Consider the following 16,217-nt stretch of genomic DNA (forward strand, 5'->3'; position numbering starts at 1 on the left):
GGAGCGGGGCGTTTCTGCGGGGATGCCGGGAGGCTAACGAACTGATCCGTTCAGGCCAACTCCGGAACGATCACGAATCCGTACGCATCCGCGGCGCCACGGCTGGGAGAGGTCAGGAAGACGCGCGCACCACAAGGCGCGGCACGATCACCGTCTCGCGCGCCGCGACTCCGGTCATCTGCGCGGCGATCTGCTGCACCGCGGACCGGCCGAGGAGTTCCTTGTCGACCAGCAGGGTCGTCAGGGGCGGATCCACCAGCCGACTGAGGGTCAGCCCGTCGCAGCCCACGAACGCGCAGTCCCCCGGGACGCGCACGCCGCGGTCGCGGGCGCGGCGCATGGCGCCGATGGCGATCAGGTCGTTGTACGCGAGCACGGCCGTCGCCCCGAAGCCGGTGTCCAGCACATCGTCCATGGCCGCCGCCCCGCCGTCGAGGGAGTTGACCGCGGGGAACACCCAACCCGCGTCGGCGGGCAGCCCGAGTTCCGCGGCGGCCCGGAGGAACAACGAGTGCCGGGTGCCGCGTTCGCCCGCGTCCGGGCGCCCGCGGTCGTCCAGCATCGCGATGCGACGGTGGCCGCGCTCGACGAGGTGGCCGACCGCCTGCCGCATGCCGGTGGCGAAGTCGATCCGCCCCCCGCTCACCGCCGGCGGCCGGTGTTCGTTGTCGAGCAGCACAAAAGGCATGCCGGAGCGGTGGATCAGCTCGATGGCGCCGGGGTCGAGCAGAAAGGCGACACACGCGTCCACATGGTCCACCACGGTCCGGGCCACCGCGGCCTCGCGTTCCAGGGCGGACCCGGTGCTGTAGACGGCGACCTGCCAGCCGCGCTCGTCGGCCGCCGCCAGCACGCCCGAGACCACCTCGGGGAAGAAGGGGTTGAGCACATCCGCGATGACCAGGCCCAGCGTGGTGATCCGCGGGCCCACCATGCCCCGGGCGAACCGGCTGGGACGGTAGCCCATGGCCTCGGCCACCCGCAGCACCCGCTGCCGTGTGGCCGGGTCGATCTCCGGTTTGTCGTTGACCGCGCGGGAGACGGTCTGCCGGGACACGCCGGCCGAGCGCGCCACGTCGTCGATGGTGACACGGCGAGACCCGGCGTTCGCGGACACGGGCCCCACCCCTCTCCCACCTGCGGACGCGGCCGGCGTGAGCGCTCACGTGACCGCTCACGCCTCGATCATCACCGCGACGGCGACGGGCGTCAATGGATCGGATCCGCGTAACATCCCGCCGTTTCACACGTATTGACACGGCGGTCGGGTGGGCCGGACAGTGCTCCGTGAACGCTCACGGGAACGTTCACGGAGGACAGGACATGCCCACGTTGAGGATCCCGCTCCGCCCCGCCCGCGCCCCCCTTGCCATTCGAGCCATCCGAGCCACCCGCGCCGCCCGCTCCCGGTGGCGCGCTCTGTGCGCGGCCCTCGCACTCGCCCTGACCGTCGGCCTCCTCGCCGCCCCGGCGGCCGAGGCCGAGGTCCAGCACCCGCGACAGGAGTGGCTGCGCCAGTCCACCGCCGGACTCTTTCTGCACTGGGGCATGTTCACCCACCCCCGCCACCTCGACTGCGCCGACTGGGAACGCGATGTCACCGAGGGCGGCTGGAGCGCCGACTACTGGGTGGACGAGGCACGCAAGCTCGGCGCCTCGTACATCGTGCTGGCCACCTTCCACAGCAGGCTGGGCTACGCCCGCCCCTGGCCCTCGAAGATCCCCGGGAGCTGTGCCACCGAGCGCGACCTGCTCGGTGAACTGGTCGCCGCGGGCAAGGCCAAGGGTGTGCGCATCGTCCTCTACATGACCGACGACCCGCAGTGGCACAACGAGCAGGGCACCGAGACGCTGGATTCGGCCGCCTACTCGGCGTACAAGGGCCGGGACGTCGACCTGACCACGCGCCGGGGCTTCGGCATGTTCAGCTACGACCTGTTCTTCGAGGTCATGGAGAACTACCCGGACCTGTCGGGCTTCTGGATCGACAACGACAACGAGTACTGGGAGGAGCGCGGTCTCTACGAGCAGATCCGCGAGCGACGGCCGTCCTGGCTGCTGAGCAACAACAACGAGGACACGCCGATCATGGACACGGTCAGCAACGAGCAGAAGACCGGCATGACCCCCACGTACGACTACCCCGCCGCCGTGACCGTGCCCATGCCCCGGCTGACCGAGGCCGACTACAAGCTGCCGACCACCGGCGACTGGTGGTACGACGGCGGCGACCACCCGGTCGACGCCCGGCTCAGCACCGGCCGCTACATCACCAACGCCGGCTCCTCCATCAAATCGCTCATGGCCGAGACACCCATGGTGAACGGCAAACTTCCGCCGCAGCAGGAGGAGTTCAACGACTTCATGGGCCGGTGGGTCGAGCCCGTCCGGGAGTCGGTGTACGGCGTCGAGGGCGGCGGCTACATGTACGGCGGCATGCAGCCCGGCTTCTGGAACGACGGCGCCCACGGCGTGGTCACCGTGGGCCGCGGCGAGGACGGCGACCGCACCCAGTATGTGCACGTGGTCACCCGGCCGCGGACCGACCTGGTGCGGCTGCGCGACAACGGCTACACCGTGCGCCGCGTCACCAACCTGCGCACCGGCGAGGCGATGCGCTTCAGCCAGTCCGGCGGCCACCTGTCGATCCTCGGCATCAGCGACTGGGACCCGTACGACACCGTGTTCAAGGTCGAGACCGACGGCCATCAGCCCTATTACGAGCAGTCCGGCGTAGACGCCACCGCCTCGTCCGCACGGGCCGGACACCCGGCGGCCGCCCTCGCCGACGGAAACCACGAGACCTACTGGGACAGCGACGCCGAGCTGCCCGTCTCCGTCACCCTGGACCTCGGCGCGCGCAAACGCGCCACGGCGCTGGCGGTGAACCAGCGCGAGTGGTCCCCGACACACGCGCGGTCGACCTTCGGCCGCCCCGAGGACTCCGCGCGCATCAAGGACTACCGCGTCTACGCCAGTGGCGACGGCAAGCGCTGGACGCAGGTGCGCGCGGGCGCCCTGCGCAGTGCGCGAGGCGTGCAGACCATCGACATCGGCGACCAGGAAGCCCGCTATCTGAAGCTGGAGGTGCGCAGCCTGTGGGGCGGCCCGCAGGCGCCTGAGTTCTTCAACCAGCTGCGCATCGACGAGATCCAGGTGGCGTACGGCCGTCCGAAGCCCACCCGCGCCCCGCTGCCGCTGGAGGCCGAGGCACGGGAGAACAGGCTGTCGGGCGCGGCCCGTTCCGTCGAGTGCGGCGCCTGCTCAGGCGGCCGACGGGTGGGCGGTCTCGGCGGGGGCCCGCGCAACTCCGTGACGTACCGCGACATCCGCGCCCCCGAGGACGGCGACTACCGGCTCCAGCTCGACCACACGGCGGCCGCCCCCTCCTCCCTGTCCGTGAGCGTCAACGGCGCGGCACCGGTCAAGGTCCCGGCCGTCGCGGGCAACCCCGGGGTGCCGGAGAGCACGGCGGTGTCCGTGCCGCTGAAGGCGGGCGCCAACACCGTACGGGTCTTCTCCACGGCAGCCCGCGGACCCGGCCTGGACCGGGTCGCGGTGGCCCCGCCGCCCCCGCCCTCGTACACGCCCAAGACCACGCTCACCGTCCGGCCCCACGGCCTCCAGTGGGTCGGCCCCGGCCGGCGGTCGATCACCGTCACGGCGACGCTCCGGCTCGACGACGACGAGCAACTCGACGACGTCGGCCTCGCCCCACGGCTGCCGGCCGGCTGGACCGCGGACGGCGGCCCGGCCACGGCCCGCTCACTGCGGCTCGGCCAGACGCTGAAGGCCAGCTGGACCCTCACCTCGCCACCCGGCCAGGACGCCGGCCCCGCGGATATCCCCGTCACTGCGGACTTCAAGCTCCTCGGCCGGCAGAAGTCCGTCTCGGACCCCGTGAGGGTGCGGCAGCTGCCCGCCGACCGGATGTGGGCGCGCGAGGCGGAGGACTCGGCCAACCGGCCCGGCAGCACGGGCATCACCGGCTGCGGGCCCTGCTCGGGAGCCGAGAAGGTGCGCAACATCGGCGGCAGCGAGCAGGCGGCGGTGCTCTTCCCCGACGTCGTCGTCCCCGACGGCGGGGAGCGCACCCTCTACCTCGACTACACGGTCAACGGCACCCGCTCGTTCCATGTGAGCGTCAACGGCGGCCCGCCGACCGTGGTGACGGTGACCGACATCGGAAACACCACCCCGCGCACCACCTCCGTCCCCGTCACCCTGAAACCCGGCGCCAACACCATCGAAATCTCCAACGACACCGAGCCCGCCCCGGACCTCGACCGGATCTCCCTCGGCTAGCCCGTGTGCCGACCCCCGACCCGCCCTCGACGACGCCGAGGAGTGTTCAGGCCATGCACCCGAGACCTTCCCGCCGCTCCGCGCTGCGCACCGGCGGTCTGCTGACCGCAGGCGCGCTGCTCCCCCAACTGCCCGCGGGGCCCGCGTACGCGGCCGCCCCGTACACCGGGGCGTGGCGCCCGGTGCCGAAGATCCTGGCCCGGATCAGGCCGCCCGACTTCCCCCGCCGGACCTTCACGATCACCGACTACGGCGCGGTCGGCGACGGACGGACCATGAACACCGAGGCGTTCCGGGCCGCCATCGCCGCCTGTCACCGTGCGGGCGGCGGCCATGTGGTCGTCCCCGAAGGCCGCTACCTCACCGGCGCGATCCATCTGCGCGGCGCCGTGGACCTGCATGTCACCGCGGGCGCCACCATCGCCTTCAGCCCCGACCCGCGCGACTTCCTGCCGGTGGTGTTCACCCGCTGGGAGGGCACCGAGTGCTACAACTACTCGCCCTTCATCTACGCGTACGGCGAGCGGGACGTCGCGGTCACTGGCCCCGGCACGCTCGACGGGCAGGCGCGGCTCGGGCCCTGGGAGAGCTGGTACCGCGACAGCGGACCGCAGGGGCCCGACCAGAGCCTGCTGCGCAGGATGGGCTCGACCGGGGTGCCGGTGGCCGAGCGGGTCTTCGGCGACGGACACCACCTGCGGCCGCAGCTGGTGCAGTTCTACCGCTGCCGCAACGTCCTGGTCAGCGGCCTGACCATCGTCGACCCGCCGATGTGGACCGTGCACCCGGTGCTGTCGGCCAACGTCACCGTGCGCGACGTCACCGTGGACAGCACGCTCTACAACACGGACGGTTGCGACCCGGAGTGCTGCTCCGACGTGCTCATCACCGGCTGCCGGTTCAACACCAACGACGACTGCGTGGCCGTCAAGTCCGGCCGGGACGAGGACGGCCACCGCGTCGCCGTGCCGAGCAGAAACATCGTGGTGCGCGACTGCCTGTTCTCCGGCCGCTGGGGCGGGATGACGGTCGGCAGCGAGATGTCCGGCGGGGTGCGTGACGTCTTCGCCGAGAACTGCGAGATCAACCCGCCGGACTTCCCCGGCCGCTACCCCGTCAAGCACGCCCTGTACGTCAAGGCGAGCAAGAAACGCGGCGGCTGTATCGACGGTGTGCACATCCGGAATTTCACCGGGCGGGACGTGGAGCGCGACATCGCGTTCGTGACCATGAACTACAACGGTGGCGAGGGCGGGACACTGCCGGTGTCCGTCCGGAACATCCACATGGACCGGATGGAGATCGACGGCGCCCGCGCCGTGCTGCAACTGGTCGGCCTGGAGACCGACCACCTGCGTGGCGTCCACCTCTCACGCTCCACGTTCACCGGCGTCCGCAACCCCGACAGCGTCGTCTGCACCGACGAACTGGCCTTCCGGCGGGTCTTCGTCAACGGCCAGGAGATGCCGTACCGCTGATCGCTCGACCGCATGTCCGCCCACGGGTCAGGCGTTGGCGGGCGTCCACCGGATCCGCGTGGCGCACAGGGACACCACGACCGCCGACGCGGCCACGATGCCCAGGCCCCACACCAGACCGCTGGAGTTCGCCACGAAGCCGATGACGGGGGGACCGGTCAGCAGGCCCGTCGTTCCCATGGCGGCGACCAGGGCCAGCGCCTCCGGACCCTGCTTCGCCGCGGCCACATAGACGCAAGGGGTCACGGCCGCGATCCCGAGGCCCACGCAGGAGAACCCGATCAGGGCAGGCACCACACCGCCGCTCAGCAGGGCCAGGGCCAGCCCAGCCCCGGCCACGGCGCTTCCGACGATGACGACGCGCCCGTCGCCCCAGCGGCCGCGCCACCCGTCGGCGAAGAGCCGGGCCAGCACCATCATGCCCGAGACGACGGCGATCCCCAGGGGCGCCAGCTCCGCCGAGGCCTTGACGACGTCCGTCATATAGAGGGCGGACCAGTCGTTGATGGCGCCCTCGGTGACGGTGCCGAACACCATGGCGCAGCACATCCACAGCGTCATGCGCGTCGGCAGGGACCATCCGCCACCGCTCTTCTTCTCGCTCCGCTTCTCCTCGGCGGCCTCGTCCTCTCCCAGGAGCCCGGTGCGCGCGCAGGCGAGCAGGAGGAGCAGGACGACGGCGGCCATGCCGAAGTGCACGGCGACCGACGAGGTCACCGTGTTCACGCAGGAGGCGAGGAGGGCGGCGAGGAGCGAGCCGCCGCTGAACGTCGCGTGCAGTTTGGCCATGGCGTTGCGCTCGTGCCGGAGTTCGAGCGCGGCTCCCTGCGCGTTCATGGCGACGTTCAGACACCCCACGAGCACTCCGTCGCAGCACACGACCGCCAGCGCGACGGGGTAGTCCGGTGCCGCGGCCAGGGCGATGAGCAGCAGGGTCAGTCCCAGGGCGGACAGCAGTGCGAGGCGCTGTGAGCCGAGGCGTCTCATCAACACCGACACCAGCGGGAACGACACGCTCGCGCCGATCCCCGCGGCCATCAGGAGGAAGCCCACCTCCGCCGCCGTCAGGCCGAGATCGGCCTTGATGGCGGGGATGCGCGAGGCCCAGGTGGCGTACTGGAAACCGAGGGAGCAGAACAGCGCGGCGATCGCCAGTTGGCTCCGCTGGAAGGGATCCCGTATCCGCGGCATGTGCTTCAACCCAGTTCCTCCCGCGATGACGAGCCGCGCGGCGACATCCCGGCCGGCTCCGGCTCCGGTGTTCCCGCCCCGCGGGACGGCACCGCTCTCGACATGTAGACGACGTCCGGGCCATAGCCGTCCGGGCGTACGACCTCCTGGTGGGCGGTGAAGCCGCGCGCCGACCAGTACGTCGCGCTGCCCCCGACGGCGACCAGCGAGATCCGCTCGTACCCGCGTGCCCTGGCCGACGTGGTGAGGTGGCGCAGGAGGCGCCGCCCCAGCCCCCTGCGCCGGAAGCTCTCCGCGATGACCAGGTCGTGCAGATGCAGATTGCTGGACGAGAACGCGACCTGCTCAGGCCGCGCCAGGTCCGGGTACCGGTACATCGGATAGGGCAGCGCCAGCACATAGCCCACGAGCAGGGGGCCCACCTCCAACGCGCGGCAGGTGCCCGGCGACACGCGCGCCCGGGACTGGAGCGCCACCCGTCCCTCGGACAGGCCGAGGCCGGTGTAGGCGCGGGACTCCAGCGCCGCGATCCCGTCCCAGTCGCGCTCGCAGATGCGGCGGATGCGCACCTCGTCGTTCATCCGCCACGCGCCTTCCCGGCCCCGCCCGCGCCGCCGCCACCGTCGACGCAGGTGTACGGCAGCGGGCCGAAGCCGTTGAAGCCCTGGGTCATATAGCTGGTGGCGTACGCGCCACAGGACAGCACCCAGACCGGGTCGCCCGAAGCGAGCGCCTCCGGCACCTGGACCAGGCCGTGCTCGGGGGAGTAGGCGTCGTCGCTGTCGCAGGTGGGCCCGGCCACGACGGCGGGCACACGCCGGACACCGGGCCCGCCGTGGGTGGGGAAGACGAGCGGGTACTGCAACTCGTCCATCTCGTACAGGCCGTTGAACTTTCCGCAGCTCAGATACAGCCAGTACTGGCGCCGGCCGTCGCGGCCCCGGCGCGCGGAGAGCCGGGACACATGGGCCCGGATGGCGCCTTGGCCGGCGACGAGGTAGCGGCCCGGCTCCACGACGAAGCCGAGGCGGTGTCCGCCGATGCCGCCGAGGTACGCCATCCCGTCCCGGATCGCGGCGAACAGCTTGTGGATCGGGGGATCGAGCGGTCTGCCGTGTCGGTCGAGACACCCCGGGACGGGCAGGCCACCGCCGAGGTTGACGTGGTCCAGGGCGATCCCGTGGCCGTCGAGGGCGGTCAGGACCTCCGCGAGGCGTTCGAAGGCGCCGTGCCAGGCCTCGACCGTCATCTGCTGAGAGCCGACGTGCACGGAGAGGCCCGAGGGGGTCAGGCCCAGCTCCCGCGCCGTTTCCAGGATGGTCACCGCGTCGGCCGTCGAGCAACCGTACTTGTCGCTCAGCCCCCAGAGCGCTCCCCGCGTGTCGATGGCCAGTCGGCAGAACACCCGGGCGCCGGGGGCGTGTTCGGCGATCGCCGCCACATCCTCCAGGCTGTCGGTCGCGAAGTCCCTGATGCCGAGGCGGTGGGCGTCGGCGATGTCCCGGTCGGACTTCACCGTGTTGCCGTAGTGGATTCCGCCGATCGGCACACCCGCGCGCACCGCCTGTTCCATCTCCGGGACGCTCGCCGCGTCGACCCCGGCGCCCGCCTCGGCCAGACGGGCCAGCACCTCGTCGACCGGGCACGCCTTCATGGCGAAGCGGACGGTGACTCCGGGCAGCTCCCGGAGCAGGGAGGCGTAGCGCTCCTCGATCCCCGCGAGGTCGAAGAAGAGCCTGTCCTCGGGGGTGGCCGCGAGTGCGGCGGACAGGGGTATGTCCTGGTGCGTCATCGTGGCCGTCGACCCGGGCTTTCCGGCGTCGGTGCCAGGGCGGTGTCGTGGGCCGCCCGGACCAGCGGGCCCCATGCCTCGACCAGCAGGGCGAAGTCGGCGATGTCGCTCTGCGCCTCGTCGAGGAGGTGCTCGCGGCGTGACGCCAGGAGGGCGGCGAACGTCGCGTATCGGCCGCCGAGTTTCCGGTAGGCGGCCTCGATGGTGTCGAGGCGCCGGACGTTCTCCGCCCGGTCGAGCAGGGTGCTCCTCCCGGCCAGCTCGGCGATCATGGACGCCCGCACCTGACCCCGGGCGTCGAGGAGCGAGTCACCGGCCTCGGCCATCTCGGCGTAGAGGAAGTTGAAGTAGAGCATCGACAGGAAGAACTTGGTGAACCGTAACTGGTAGGCCATGAACCCCGGGTCGGTGCGGCGCTCCCCGGTGTGGAAGTTCTCGATGTGGCGGTTGTGCAGGACACCGGGCAGTGCGGCGGCCTCGACCAGGTGGATGAGGAAGTAGTCGCTGCCGATGGTGTCGGTGGCGGGCGGCAGCGGCACCTGTTCGTGCACCTGGTGGAAGCTGATGTTGCACATGTCCACCCGCATGGGGTCGACGACGGTCAGGGTGGTCCGGTCGCCGGTGAACGCGCCGGTCCCGGGCCCTTGGAAGGACTCGTCGACCAGTGCCCGCTTCTGCTCCTCCGACCAGTCGCCGGGCGCCCACAGGCTGACCACGTCGTAGTAGACGTCCGGGTCGAGCCGGCGGATCTCGTCGATGTCCACGGACGGCTCGCCCACGAAGGAGGCGCCCACCATCGCCACCCGCTTGTGGGTGTCCTTCGGAGCGAGCGCCGTCTCACCGACGCCATGCGCCGCGTCGGCCGCACGCCTGCCGAGCGACATCAGCTCATGGTGGACGGGGAAGGCGGTCTCGCCGCGCAGCACCTGGTAGCGGCTGTCGGAGTCCCTGCGGTGGACGGACTCGCACCCGAGCGCCACGGCGATCAGAAACGCGCGGTTGGTGCAGGCGCCGTAGGAGAGCCCGGCCGGAAGCATCAGGTCGAGCAGCAGCTCGGGCTTGGTGGGGTCGGTCCGGTGGATCACCCGGCGCAGGAAGTCGCGCTGCTCCGCCTCGCCGAGGTGGTGCACGACCACGCGCGGCACCTCGCGCGCGGCGCCCAGGGCCCGCGCGTGTTCCGCGAACGCGTCGGAGGAGTCCAGGATCAGCAGGTGCACCTCGACGTCGAAGTGCCCGGCGGCGTAGGCGGCCTCCTCGCCGATGGCGGTGACCATCGCGGGGCACGTCCGATTGGTGGGAAGTGTCAGGCAGATGCGTCGCACGCCGCGTCCCCGCCGCTCCGGTCGAATTCCGTCCCGTCCCACGAAGTGCTGCCGAGCAGCCTGGCGCCCAGGTCGTTGAGCGTGGCGGTGCCGTATCTGAGGGCCTCGGGCTTGTCGGCGTCGCCGAGAAGGGTGGCGTTCCAGGTCGGCGTGGTGAGGTGGCGCCAGGAGTCGATCCGGGAACGCCGCAGCTCGTGGTGCGATTCGAGGGCGGGCATCATGGAGAGGTACTGGACCGCCCGTACACCATTCTCTGAGGTGTTGGGCGCCACTCCGTGGGCCAGCAGGCCGTTCCAGATGAGCAGGTCCCCGGCCTCGAGTTCCGGTCGTACGACGGGCAGTTCCCCCCGGTCGATCCTCGGCCGGACCGGATCGCGGTCGTCCGGCTGGAGCACCCGCCACTGGTCGAACCGGTGGAACAGCTCGGGGCAGCACTGGAAGCCACCCAGCTCCGGCTCGGTGTCATGAAGGGCGATGATGCCCTGGACCCGCTGCGGCAGCACACTGAGCGTCGTGTCGACGTCCCAGTGGAGTTCGATGTCGAACCCCTTCTCCGTGGGGGCGATCAGGGCCCGGTCGCGGTTCCCGACGTTGGGCGGGTTCAGGTTGAGCCGGTCCAGGGTGACCCACAGCTCCTCGCAGTCCCACACGTCCACGAACGCGTCGTAGACCCGCTGCGTCTGGCGGCTGTCCCAGATGAGCTGGTGGTGGTACGCCTCGACGAACCCGTAGATGTGCAGCTCCCGGTCCAGGTCGGACCGGTACTCGCGGTCCTGGTACCAGGTGTCCGGGCGGCCGGGGTCGAGCGCCTGGAAGTCCCAGGTGAAGTCGAGCAGTTCGCGCGCCGCCGAGGCCGGGATGGCCTGCTTCACCACGACGTAGCCGTAGTTCTGCCAGAAGGCGAAGTCCTCCTCGGACAACACTCTTAAGCGCCGGGTCTTGGTGAGGTTCCGCAGCTGGGTCTGTGCCAGGTACGTCTCGCCGTCCGAGCTGAAGTACGGGACGTCCGACGGGGACCGGTGCAGGTAATGATCGGGCTTTGGCATGCAGTGCTCCAAAACTGAAAACTCCCGGTAGCTCCCGGGCCCTGCCGTCAGGCGCCGGAGCGTAGTGTCGGCTCCGCTCCGTGGCGTACTGACGGCTCCACAAAAATGGACTAGACCAAATACGTTGTCAACATCGGATTTCCCTAGTCCTGTTGGCCGAAGCTCCGGTGGCCCCCCTCCTTGACACTGCCGATTCGACTGGGCGAGTATCCGTTGGTCTGGACCAGAGATCGCCGATGTCATCGGTGTGTCGGCGCTACCCGAGCTATCCGAAAGGCGTGGTCGATGTCCTCCAGCAAGCCCGGCAGGGACCTGCGAAGGCTCGCGCTCTCCGTCCTTCAGCCGGGGTTCGTGGGCACCGAGGCGCCGGAGTGGATCCTGCGGGAGATCGGCGAGGGCCTGGCCTCCGTCGTGCTCTTCTCGCGCAACATCGAGTCCCCCGACCAGCTCACCCGGCTGACCGGGCAACTGCGCGCCGAGAACCCGGCACTGATCGTCGCGATCGACGAGGAGGCCGGGGACGTCACCCGGATCGAGTCCGCCACCGGCTCCACCCGCCCCGGCAACCTCGCCCTCGGGGCGGTGGACGACACCGAGCTCACCGAGTCCGTCGCCGCCGACCTCGGCCGCCAGCTGCGCGCCGCGGGCATCAGCCTCAACTACGCGCCGACCGTGGACGTCAACTCCAACCCGGACAACCCCATCATCGGAGTCAGGTCCTTCGGGGCCGACGCCAAAACGGTGTCCCGGCACGCCGCGGCGTGGATCAAGGGACTCCAGTCGGCCGGCGTCGCCGCCTGCGCCAAACACTTCCCCGGCCACGGGGACGTCGCCGTCGACTCCCACCACGGGCTGCCCAGTTACGACGCCGACCTCGACCGGATCGCCGCACAGGCCCTGCCGCCGTTCCGCGCCGCACTGGACGCGGGGGTCCGCGCGGTCATGAGCGGCCACCTCCTGGTGCCCGCGTACGACCCCCGGCTGCCCGCCACCCTCAGCCGCCGCATCCTCGACGGCCTGCTGCGCCAGGAGCTCGGCTTCGACGGAATGATCGTCACCGACGCCATCGAAATGGGGGCCGTCGCCGACCGCTACGGGATCGACGGGGCCGCGGTGCGCGCCGTCGCCGCCGGGGCCGACGCCATCTGCGTCGGCGGGGAGAACGCCGAGGAGGCCACCGCCCAACTGCTCGCCGGCGCCCTCGTCGAGGCCGTGGCCGCCGGAGACCTCACCGAGGAGCGGCTCGCGGAGGCGGCGCACCGTGTCCGGGCGTTCGCCGAGTGGTCGACGGAGCTGGGCCGGACCGCCCCGGCCGGTACGGCCGACGGCGGCATCGGCTTCGTCGCCGCCCGCCGGGCCATCCGCATGACCGGCTCCGTACGGGACTCGCTGCCCCTGGCCGCGCCCCCGCATGTGGTGGAACTGGTGCCCGCCACCAACCTGGCCATCGGCAAGGAGACCCCGTGGGGCGTCGCCGCCCCGCTGAGCGAGCGGCTCCCCGGCACCACCTCCGTCCGGATACACCCGCAGCAGCTGCGGACGCCGGCCGCCACCCTGGAGGCGTCCGCGCTGACCCCCGCCACCGGACGGCCCCTGGTCGTCGTGGTCAGGGACGCCTCCCGCCACTCGTGGATGGGCGGCGCCCTGGCCGACCTCGTCACGGCGCGCCCGGACGCGATCGTCGTGGAGATGGGCCTCCCGGGCGCCACCGCCCCCGGCGCGGTGCACATCTCCACCCACGGGGCGACCGCCGCGTCCGGGGTGGCCGCGGCGGAGGTCCTGGCGGGGACGGGGTAGGCCCCGCGCGCCACGGCCCGTACGCGGGCGCTACGAGGACCCGCCCCGGGCCGATGTGTTGATGAGCTCGTCGGCGACCCACCGCGCCACGTTGACGGGGTAGGGCGTCGACAGTCCGAGGACGACATGTCCGAAGCCGGCGTCGATCGCCTCGTCGATCGCGTCCCGGGTGGCGCCCGGCCGGTCGTACGAGACGGACAGGTGGATCGAGCGGGTGATCGAGGCGGGGTCGCGACCGACCTCGGCGCAGTAGCGGTCCAGCAGCGCACTGCGGCGCACGACGTCGTCGATGTCGCCGCCGGGGATGTTCCACATGTCGGCGTGTTCGGCGACCACGCGCAGTGTCGAGGTCGCGCGTCCGCCGATGAGGATCGGCGGATGGGGGCGCTGGACCGGTTTGGGGTTGCCGAACGCGTACTCACGGTGTGCCGTGGGAGGGCTGGGGCGTGAGCCGACGCCGATGCCGAAGTCGAGCCGTCCGCCGGAGACGATGTCGACGGTCGTGGCGATCTTGGCCGGCATCGCGGGCGGCCGGAACCGGTTGCTGGTCACCAGCAGGCCGAGCCGTAGCCGTCGGGTCTGGGCGGCGAGGGCCGAGAGCAGTGTCCAGCCCTCGTACGTCGGCCCGTTCGGGTCGCCGCCGATCGGCATGAGGTGATCGAACAACCAGGCGTGCTCGATCTCCGGAATGATGTCCGCCTCGCGCCAGACCCGCAGGACGTCGTGGTAGTCGACCCGCATGGGGGCGGTCATGATGCCGAAACGAGGCCGGGGACGTACGGTCAGCGGCGCCGCAGCGACGGGTCGAGCAGCGCGGGCGGAGTGTCGTGCTTCTCGTGCGCGGCCAGGTCGACACCGGGCGCGACGATCGCGTCGATGGCGTCGAGCACATCGGCCGGGAGCACGGTGTCGGCGGCGGCGAGTTGCGTGTGCAGATGGTCCAGGGTGCGGGGGCCGATGAGCGCGCTGGTCACGGCGGGATGCGCGGTCACGAATCCGAGCGCGAGCTGGATCATGGTCAGACCGGCCTCGTCGGCGACTTCGGCCAGCCGCTCGACGGCGTCGAGCCTGGCCCGGTTGGAGGGGATGGTGGTGTCGAAGCGTTCCGGCATGAACGTCGAGCGGCTGGTGGTGATCTCCCGGCCCTCGCGGACCGCGCCCGACAGCCAGCCCGAGGCCAGCGGGCTCCACACCAGCACACCGAGCCCGTACTGCTCGGTCACGGGCAGCACATGGCTCTCGATACCGCGCTGCAGGATCGAGTAGCTGGGCTGCTCGGTGGCATAGCGGCTCAGGTGGTGCTCGCGGGCGGCCCACTGGGCCTGCACGATGCGGTATGCGGGAAACGTCGAGGAGCCGAAGTGGCGGATCTTTCCGGCACGCTGGAGGTCGGTCAGCGCCGACAGCGTCTCCTCGTCGCTGGTGTTCGGGTCCCAGCGGTGGATCTGGTAGAGATCGACGTGGTCGACACCGAGCCGGCGCAGGCTGTTGTCCAGCTCGGTGACCAGCCAGCGGCGCGAACTGCCCCGATGGTTGCGCTCGTCGCCCATCGGCATGCCCGCCTTCGTGGCCAGCACGATGTCGTCGCGGCGGCCGGCGATGGCCTTGCCGACCATCTCTTCCGATTCGCCCGCGCTGTACATATCGGCGGTGTCGATGAGGTTGATCCCGCCCTCGAGAGCGGCATCGACGATGGCGGTGGCCTCGTCCTGGGTGGTGCGCCCGATCCTGCCGAAGTTCATGGCGCCGAGCGCGAGAGAGCTGACCTGCACACCGGTGCGGCCCAAGGTGCGGTACTGCATGACTGTGTTCCTCCACTGCGGATGAAGCGTGGCGGCATCGCGTGATGACAATGCGTGGTTTGGCTGCCGGGTCCCTGCTCTGGCATCATGAGCAAGCGGAACCTCGTTCCGGAAAACACGATACGGAACGCTGTTCCGCTTGGCAAGTGCGTTGATGGCCGGGCGGTGGAAGGAGTGGTGCGGTGAACGACAGCGACGAGGGCGCGGGACGCGCGGCCCGGTCCAAGCGGGCGGACGCCCGGCGCAACCAGGAGACCCTGCTCGACGCGGCCGCCTCGATCTTCGTCGCGTCAGGCGTGGAAGCGCCGGTACGTGACATCGCGGCGAAGGCCGGCGTCGGGGTGGGCACGATCTACCGCCACTTCCCGACGCGAGCGGATCTGATCATCGCCGTCTACCGGCACCAGGTCGAGGCCTGCGCCGAGGCCGGTCCGGTCCTGCTGGCGAGCAGCGCGACCCCGCACGCCGCACTGGGGCAGTGGATCAACCTCTTCGTCGATTTCCTGGTCACCAAGCACGGACTCGCCGCCGTGCTGCAGTCCGACAACGCCGGCTTCGAGACGCTGCACGCCTACTTCCTCGACCGCCTCGTGCCCGTGTGCACCCAGCTGCTCGACGCCGCCGTCGATGCCGGCGAGATCCGATCCGACGTGGCGGCCATCCAGCTCATGCGCGGCGTCGGAAACCTCTGCATCGGCGCCGAGCACAATCCCGACTACGACGCACGACGACTGGTCGAACTCCTCATCGCGGGACTACGCCTGCCGCCTGGGTGACTCAGACGGTGCCGGGCGCCGCCACCGTCAACGCGTAGTCCACCGTGACCGTGAAGTCCGCCGACCTGCCGCGGATTTTCAGCGTGTGCTTCCCGGCCTCGAGCGGGGGCAACTGAACCCACAGCCCGCATCCCGTCCCGCTGAAGCGGCCGCTCGAATCGGTCACGGGGTTCCCGGGCGCGGCCGTCACCGTGATCGTCGTCCCGAGGTGGCGATCCGGGCTGATGTCCCGGCCGTCCAGGCTCGCCGTACCCGAGGCCGTTTTCATGAAGTCGGCGCAGTCCGCTGCGCCGCCCACGAGGTTGATGAGGGGAAAGGCGACGGGGCGGCCACTTGGCACGGTGCAGGCCCGTTCGACCTGCCCGCCGAAGGTCCCGGCCAGAAACCACACGTCGTCCGGCTGGTTACGGTCGCACGACCGCCCGTCCTCGTCGGCGACCGGGTTCGTCGACGTTTCTTCCGACGCCGCCCATGTCCACCACCGTCCCTGAAGGTCCGCGGGGGAGAGCCGGGTGGCGGCCGGTGCCGAGGGCGAGGAAGCCGAGGGCGAGGAAGTCGAGGGCGGCGGTTCCGATGGCCGGTCCGACGCCGCGGCCCGCGATCCGCCGTCGCCCTCTCCGCCGCATCCGGCGACCGCGACCACCGCCGCGGCGGCGATCCCTATCCATCCCGTCCGGCTGCTCATTCCCTCGCTCCTCTCAGGTACCG

The 16,217-nt window shown here is 71.1% G+C and carries 13 protein-coding genes; 4 read left to right on the forward strand and 9 right to left on the reverse strand.

Annotated features, from left to right (window positions below):
- Positions 1-112 precede the first annotated feature (112 nt).
- Positions 113-1,117, reverse strand: a complete 1,005-nt coding sequence (locus tag ABTY62_RS01700; protein ID WP_352127321.1) for a LacI family DNA-binding transcriptional regulator — start codon at positions 1,115-1,117, stop codon at positions 113-115.
- Positions 1,118-1,323: 206 nt separating this feature from the next.
- On the opposite strand from ABTY62_RS01700, the gene ABTY62_RS01705 reads away from it, so the two are divergent.
- Both ABTY62_RS01705 and ABTY62_RS01710 read left to right on the forward strand, forming a co-directional pair.
- Positions 1,324-4,305, forward strand: coding sequence for an alpha-L-fucosidase (locus tag ABTY62_RS01705; RefSeq protein ID WP_352127322.1), 2,982 nt, complete (start codon positions 1,324-1,326; stop codon positions 4,303-4,305).
- A gap of 53 nt (positions 4,306-4,358) precedes the next feature.
- Entirely contained in the window at positions 4,359-5,783 is a 1,425-nt protein-coding gene (locus ABTY62_RS01710) for a glycoside hydrolase family 28 protein (RefSeq protein ID WP_352127323.1), read from the forward strand.
- A 27-nt stretch (positions 5,784-5,810) separates the two neighbouring features.
- Here the strand turns inward: ABTY62_RS01710 and ABTY62_RS01715 are convergent, their stop codons facing one another.
- From ABTY62_RS01715 to ABTY62_RS01735, 5 genes are read right to left on the reverse strand one after another with little or no spacing between them, the layout of a single operon-like run.
- Positions 5,811-6,974 carry an MFS transporter gene (locus ABTY62_RS01715; protein ID WP_352127459.1) on the reverse strand — a complete coding sequence of 388 codons (1,164 nt, stop codon included), beginning with the start codon at positions 6,972-6,974 and terminating at the stop codon, positions 5,811-5,813.
- Between the two features lie 5 nt (positions 6,975-6,979).
- Positions 6,980-7,555 carry a GNAT family N-acetyltransferase gene (locus ABTY62_RS01720; protein ID WP_352127324.1) on the reverse strand — a complete coding sequence of 192 codons (576 nt, stop codon included), beginning with the start codon at positions 7,553-7,555 and terminating at the stop codon, positions 6,980-6,982.
- Positions 7,552-8,766 carry a type III PLP-dependent enzyme gene (locus tag ABTY62_RS01725; RefSeq protein ID WP_352127325.1) on the reverse strand — a complete coding sequence of 405 codons (1,215 nt, stop codon included), beginning with the start codon at positions 8,764-8,766 and terminating at the stop codon, positions 7,552-7,554. Before ABTY62_RS01725 ends, ABTY62_RS01720 begins: the two co-directional genes overlap by 4 nt.
- Positions 8,763-10,088 (reverse strand): DUF6271 family protein, encoded by a 1,326-nt coding sequence (locus ABTY62_RS01730; RefSeq protein WP_352127327.1) that lies wholly within the window; start codon positions 10,086-10,088, stop codon positions 8,763-8,765. The genes ABTY62_RS01725 and ABTY62_RS01730 overlap by 4 nt, the downstream gene beginning before the upstream one ends.
- A complete protein-coding gene (locus ABTY62_RS01735; RefSeq protein WP_352127328.1) occupies positions 10,070-11,134 on the reverse strand; it encodes a phytanoyl-CoA dioxygenase family protein in 1,065 nt (354 codons plus the stop codon). The genes ABTY62_RS01730 and ABTY62_RS01735 overlap by 19 nt, the downstream gene beginning before the upstream one ends.
- Before the next feature lie 285 nt (positions 11,135-11,419).
- On the opposite strand from ABTY62_RS01735, the gene ABTY62_RS01740 reads away from it, so the two are divergent.
- Entirely contained in the window at positions 11,420-12,931 is a 1,512-nt protein-coding gene (locus tag ABTY62_RS01740; RefSeq protein ID WP_352127329.1) for a glycoside hydrolase family 3 protein, read from the forward strand.
- Between the two features lie 30 nt (positions 12,932-12,961).
- On the opposite strand, the gene ABTY62_RS01745 is transcribed toward ABTY62_RS01740, so the two are convergent.
- Both ABTY62_RS01745 and ABTY62_RS01750 read right to left on the reverse strand, forming a co-directional pair.
- The gene (locus tag ABTY62_RS01745; RefSeq protein WP_352127330.1) at positions 12,962-13,684 is read right to left on the reverse strand and encodes an LLM class flavin-dependent oxidoreductase; all 723 of its coding nucleotides are present in this window, start codon (positions 13,682-13,684) and stop codon (positions 12,962-12,964) included.
- 29 nt (positions 13,685-13,713) lie between these two features.
- Positions 13,714-14,733 carry an aldo/keto reductase gene (locus tag ABTY62_RS01750; RefSeq protein ID WP_352127332.1) on the reverse strand — a complete coding sequence of 340 codons (1,020 nt, stop codon included), beginning with the start codon at positions 14,731-14,733 and terminating at the stop codon, positions 13,714-13,716.
- A gap of 182 nt (positions 14,734-14,915) precedes the next feature.
- On the opposite strand from ABTY62_RS01750, the gene ABTY62_RS01755 reads away from it, so the two are divergent.
- Positions 14,916-15,509 (forward strand): TetR/AcrR family transcriptional regulator, encoded by a 594-nt coding sequence (locus tag ABTY62_RS01755; RefSeq protein WP_352127333.1) that lies wholly within the window; start codon positions 14,916-14,918, stop codon positions 15,507-15,509.
- Position 15,510: 1 nt separating this feature from the next.
- Here ABTY62_RS01755 and ABTY62_RS01760 read toward each other — a convergent pair whose 3' ends face one another.
- The gene (locus ABTY62_RS01760; protein WP_352127334.1) at positions 15,511-16,194 is read right to left on the reverse strand and encodes a signal protein; all 684 of its coding nucleotides are present in this window, start codon (positions 16,192-16,194) and stop codon (positions 15,511-15,513) included.
- Positions 16,195-16,217 lie beyond the last annotated feature (23 nt).

The sequence above is a fragment of the Streptomyces sp. NPDC097640 genome, assembly GCF_040302705.1.
GTDB lineage: Bacteria > Actinomycetota > Actinomycetes > Streptomycetales > Streptomycetaceae > Streptomyces.

Coding starts and splice junctions, on each gene's coding strand:
- ABTY62_RS01705 (WP_352127322.1), top strand. CDS start 1,324: ATGCCCACGTTGAGGATCCCGCTCCGCCCCGCCCGCGCCCCCCTTGCC.
- ABTY62_RS01710 (WP_352127323.1), top strand. CDS start 4,359: ATGCACCCGAGACCTTCCCGCCGCTCCGCGCTGCGCACCGGCGGTCTG.
- ABTY62_RS01715 (WP_352127459.1), bottom strand. CDS start 6,974: ATGCCGCGGATACGGGATCCCTTCCAGCGGAGCCAACTGGCGATCGCC.
- ABTY62_RS01720 (WP_352127324.1), bottom strand. CDS start 7,555: ATGAACGACGAGGTGCGCATCCGCCGCATCTGCGAGCGCGACTGGGAC.
- ABTY62_RS01725 (WP_352127325.1), bottom strand. CDS start 8,766: ATGACGCACCAGGACATACCCCTGTCCGCCGCACTCGCGGCCACCCCC.
- ABTY62_RS01735 (WP_352127328.1), bottom strand. CDS start 11,134: ATGCCAAAGCCCGATCATTACCTGCACCGGTCCCCGTCGGACGTCCCG.
- ABTY62_RS01740 (WP_352127329.1), top strand. CDS start 11,420: ATGTCCTCCAGCAAGCCCGGCAGGGACCTGCGAAGGCTCGCGCTCTCC.
- ABTY62_RS01745 (WP_352127330.1), bottom strand. CDS start 13,684: ATGACCGCCCCCATGCGGGTCGACTACCACGACGTCCTGCGGGTCTGG.
- ABTY62_RS01750 (WP_352127332.1), bottom strand. CDS start 14,733: ATGCAGTACCGCACCTTGGGCCGCACCGGTGTGCAGGTCAGCTCTCTC.
- ABTY62_RS01760 (WP_352127334.1), bottom strand. CDS start 16,194: ATGAGCAGCCGGACGGGATGGATAGGGATCGCCGCCGCGGCGGTGGTC.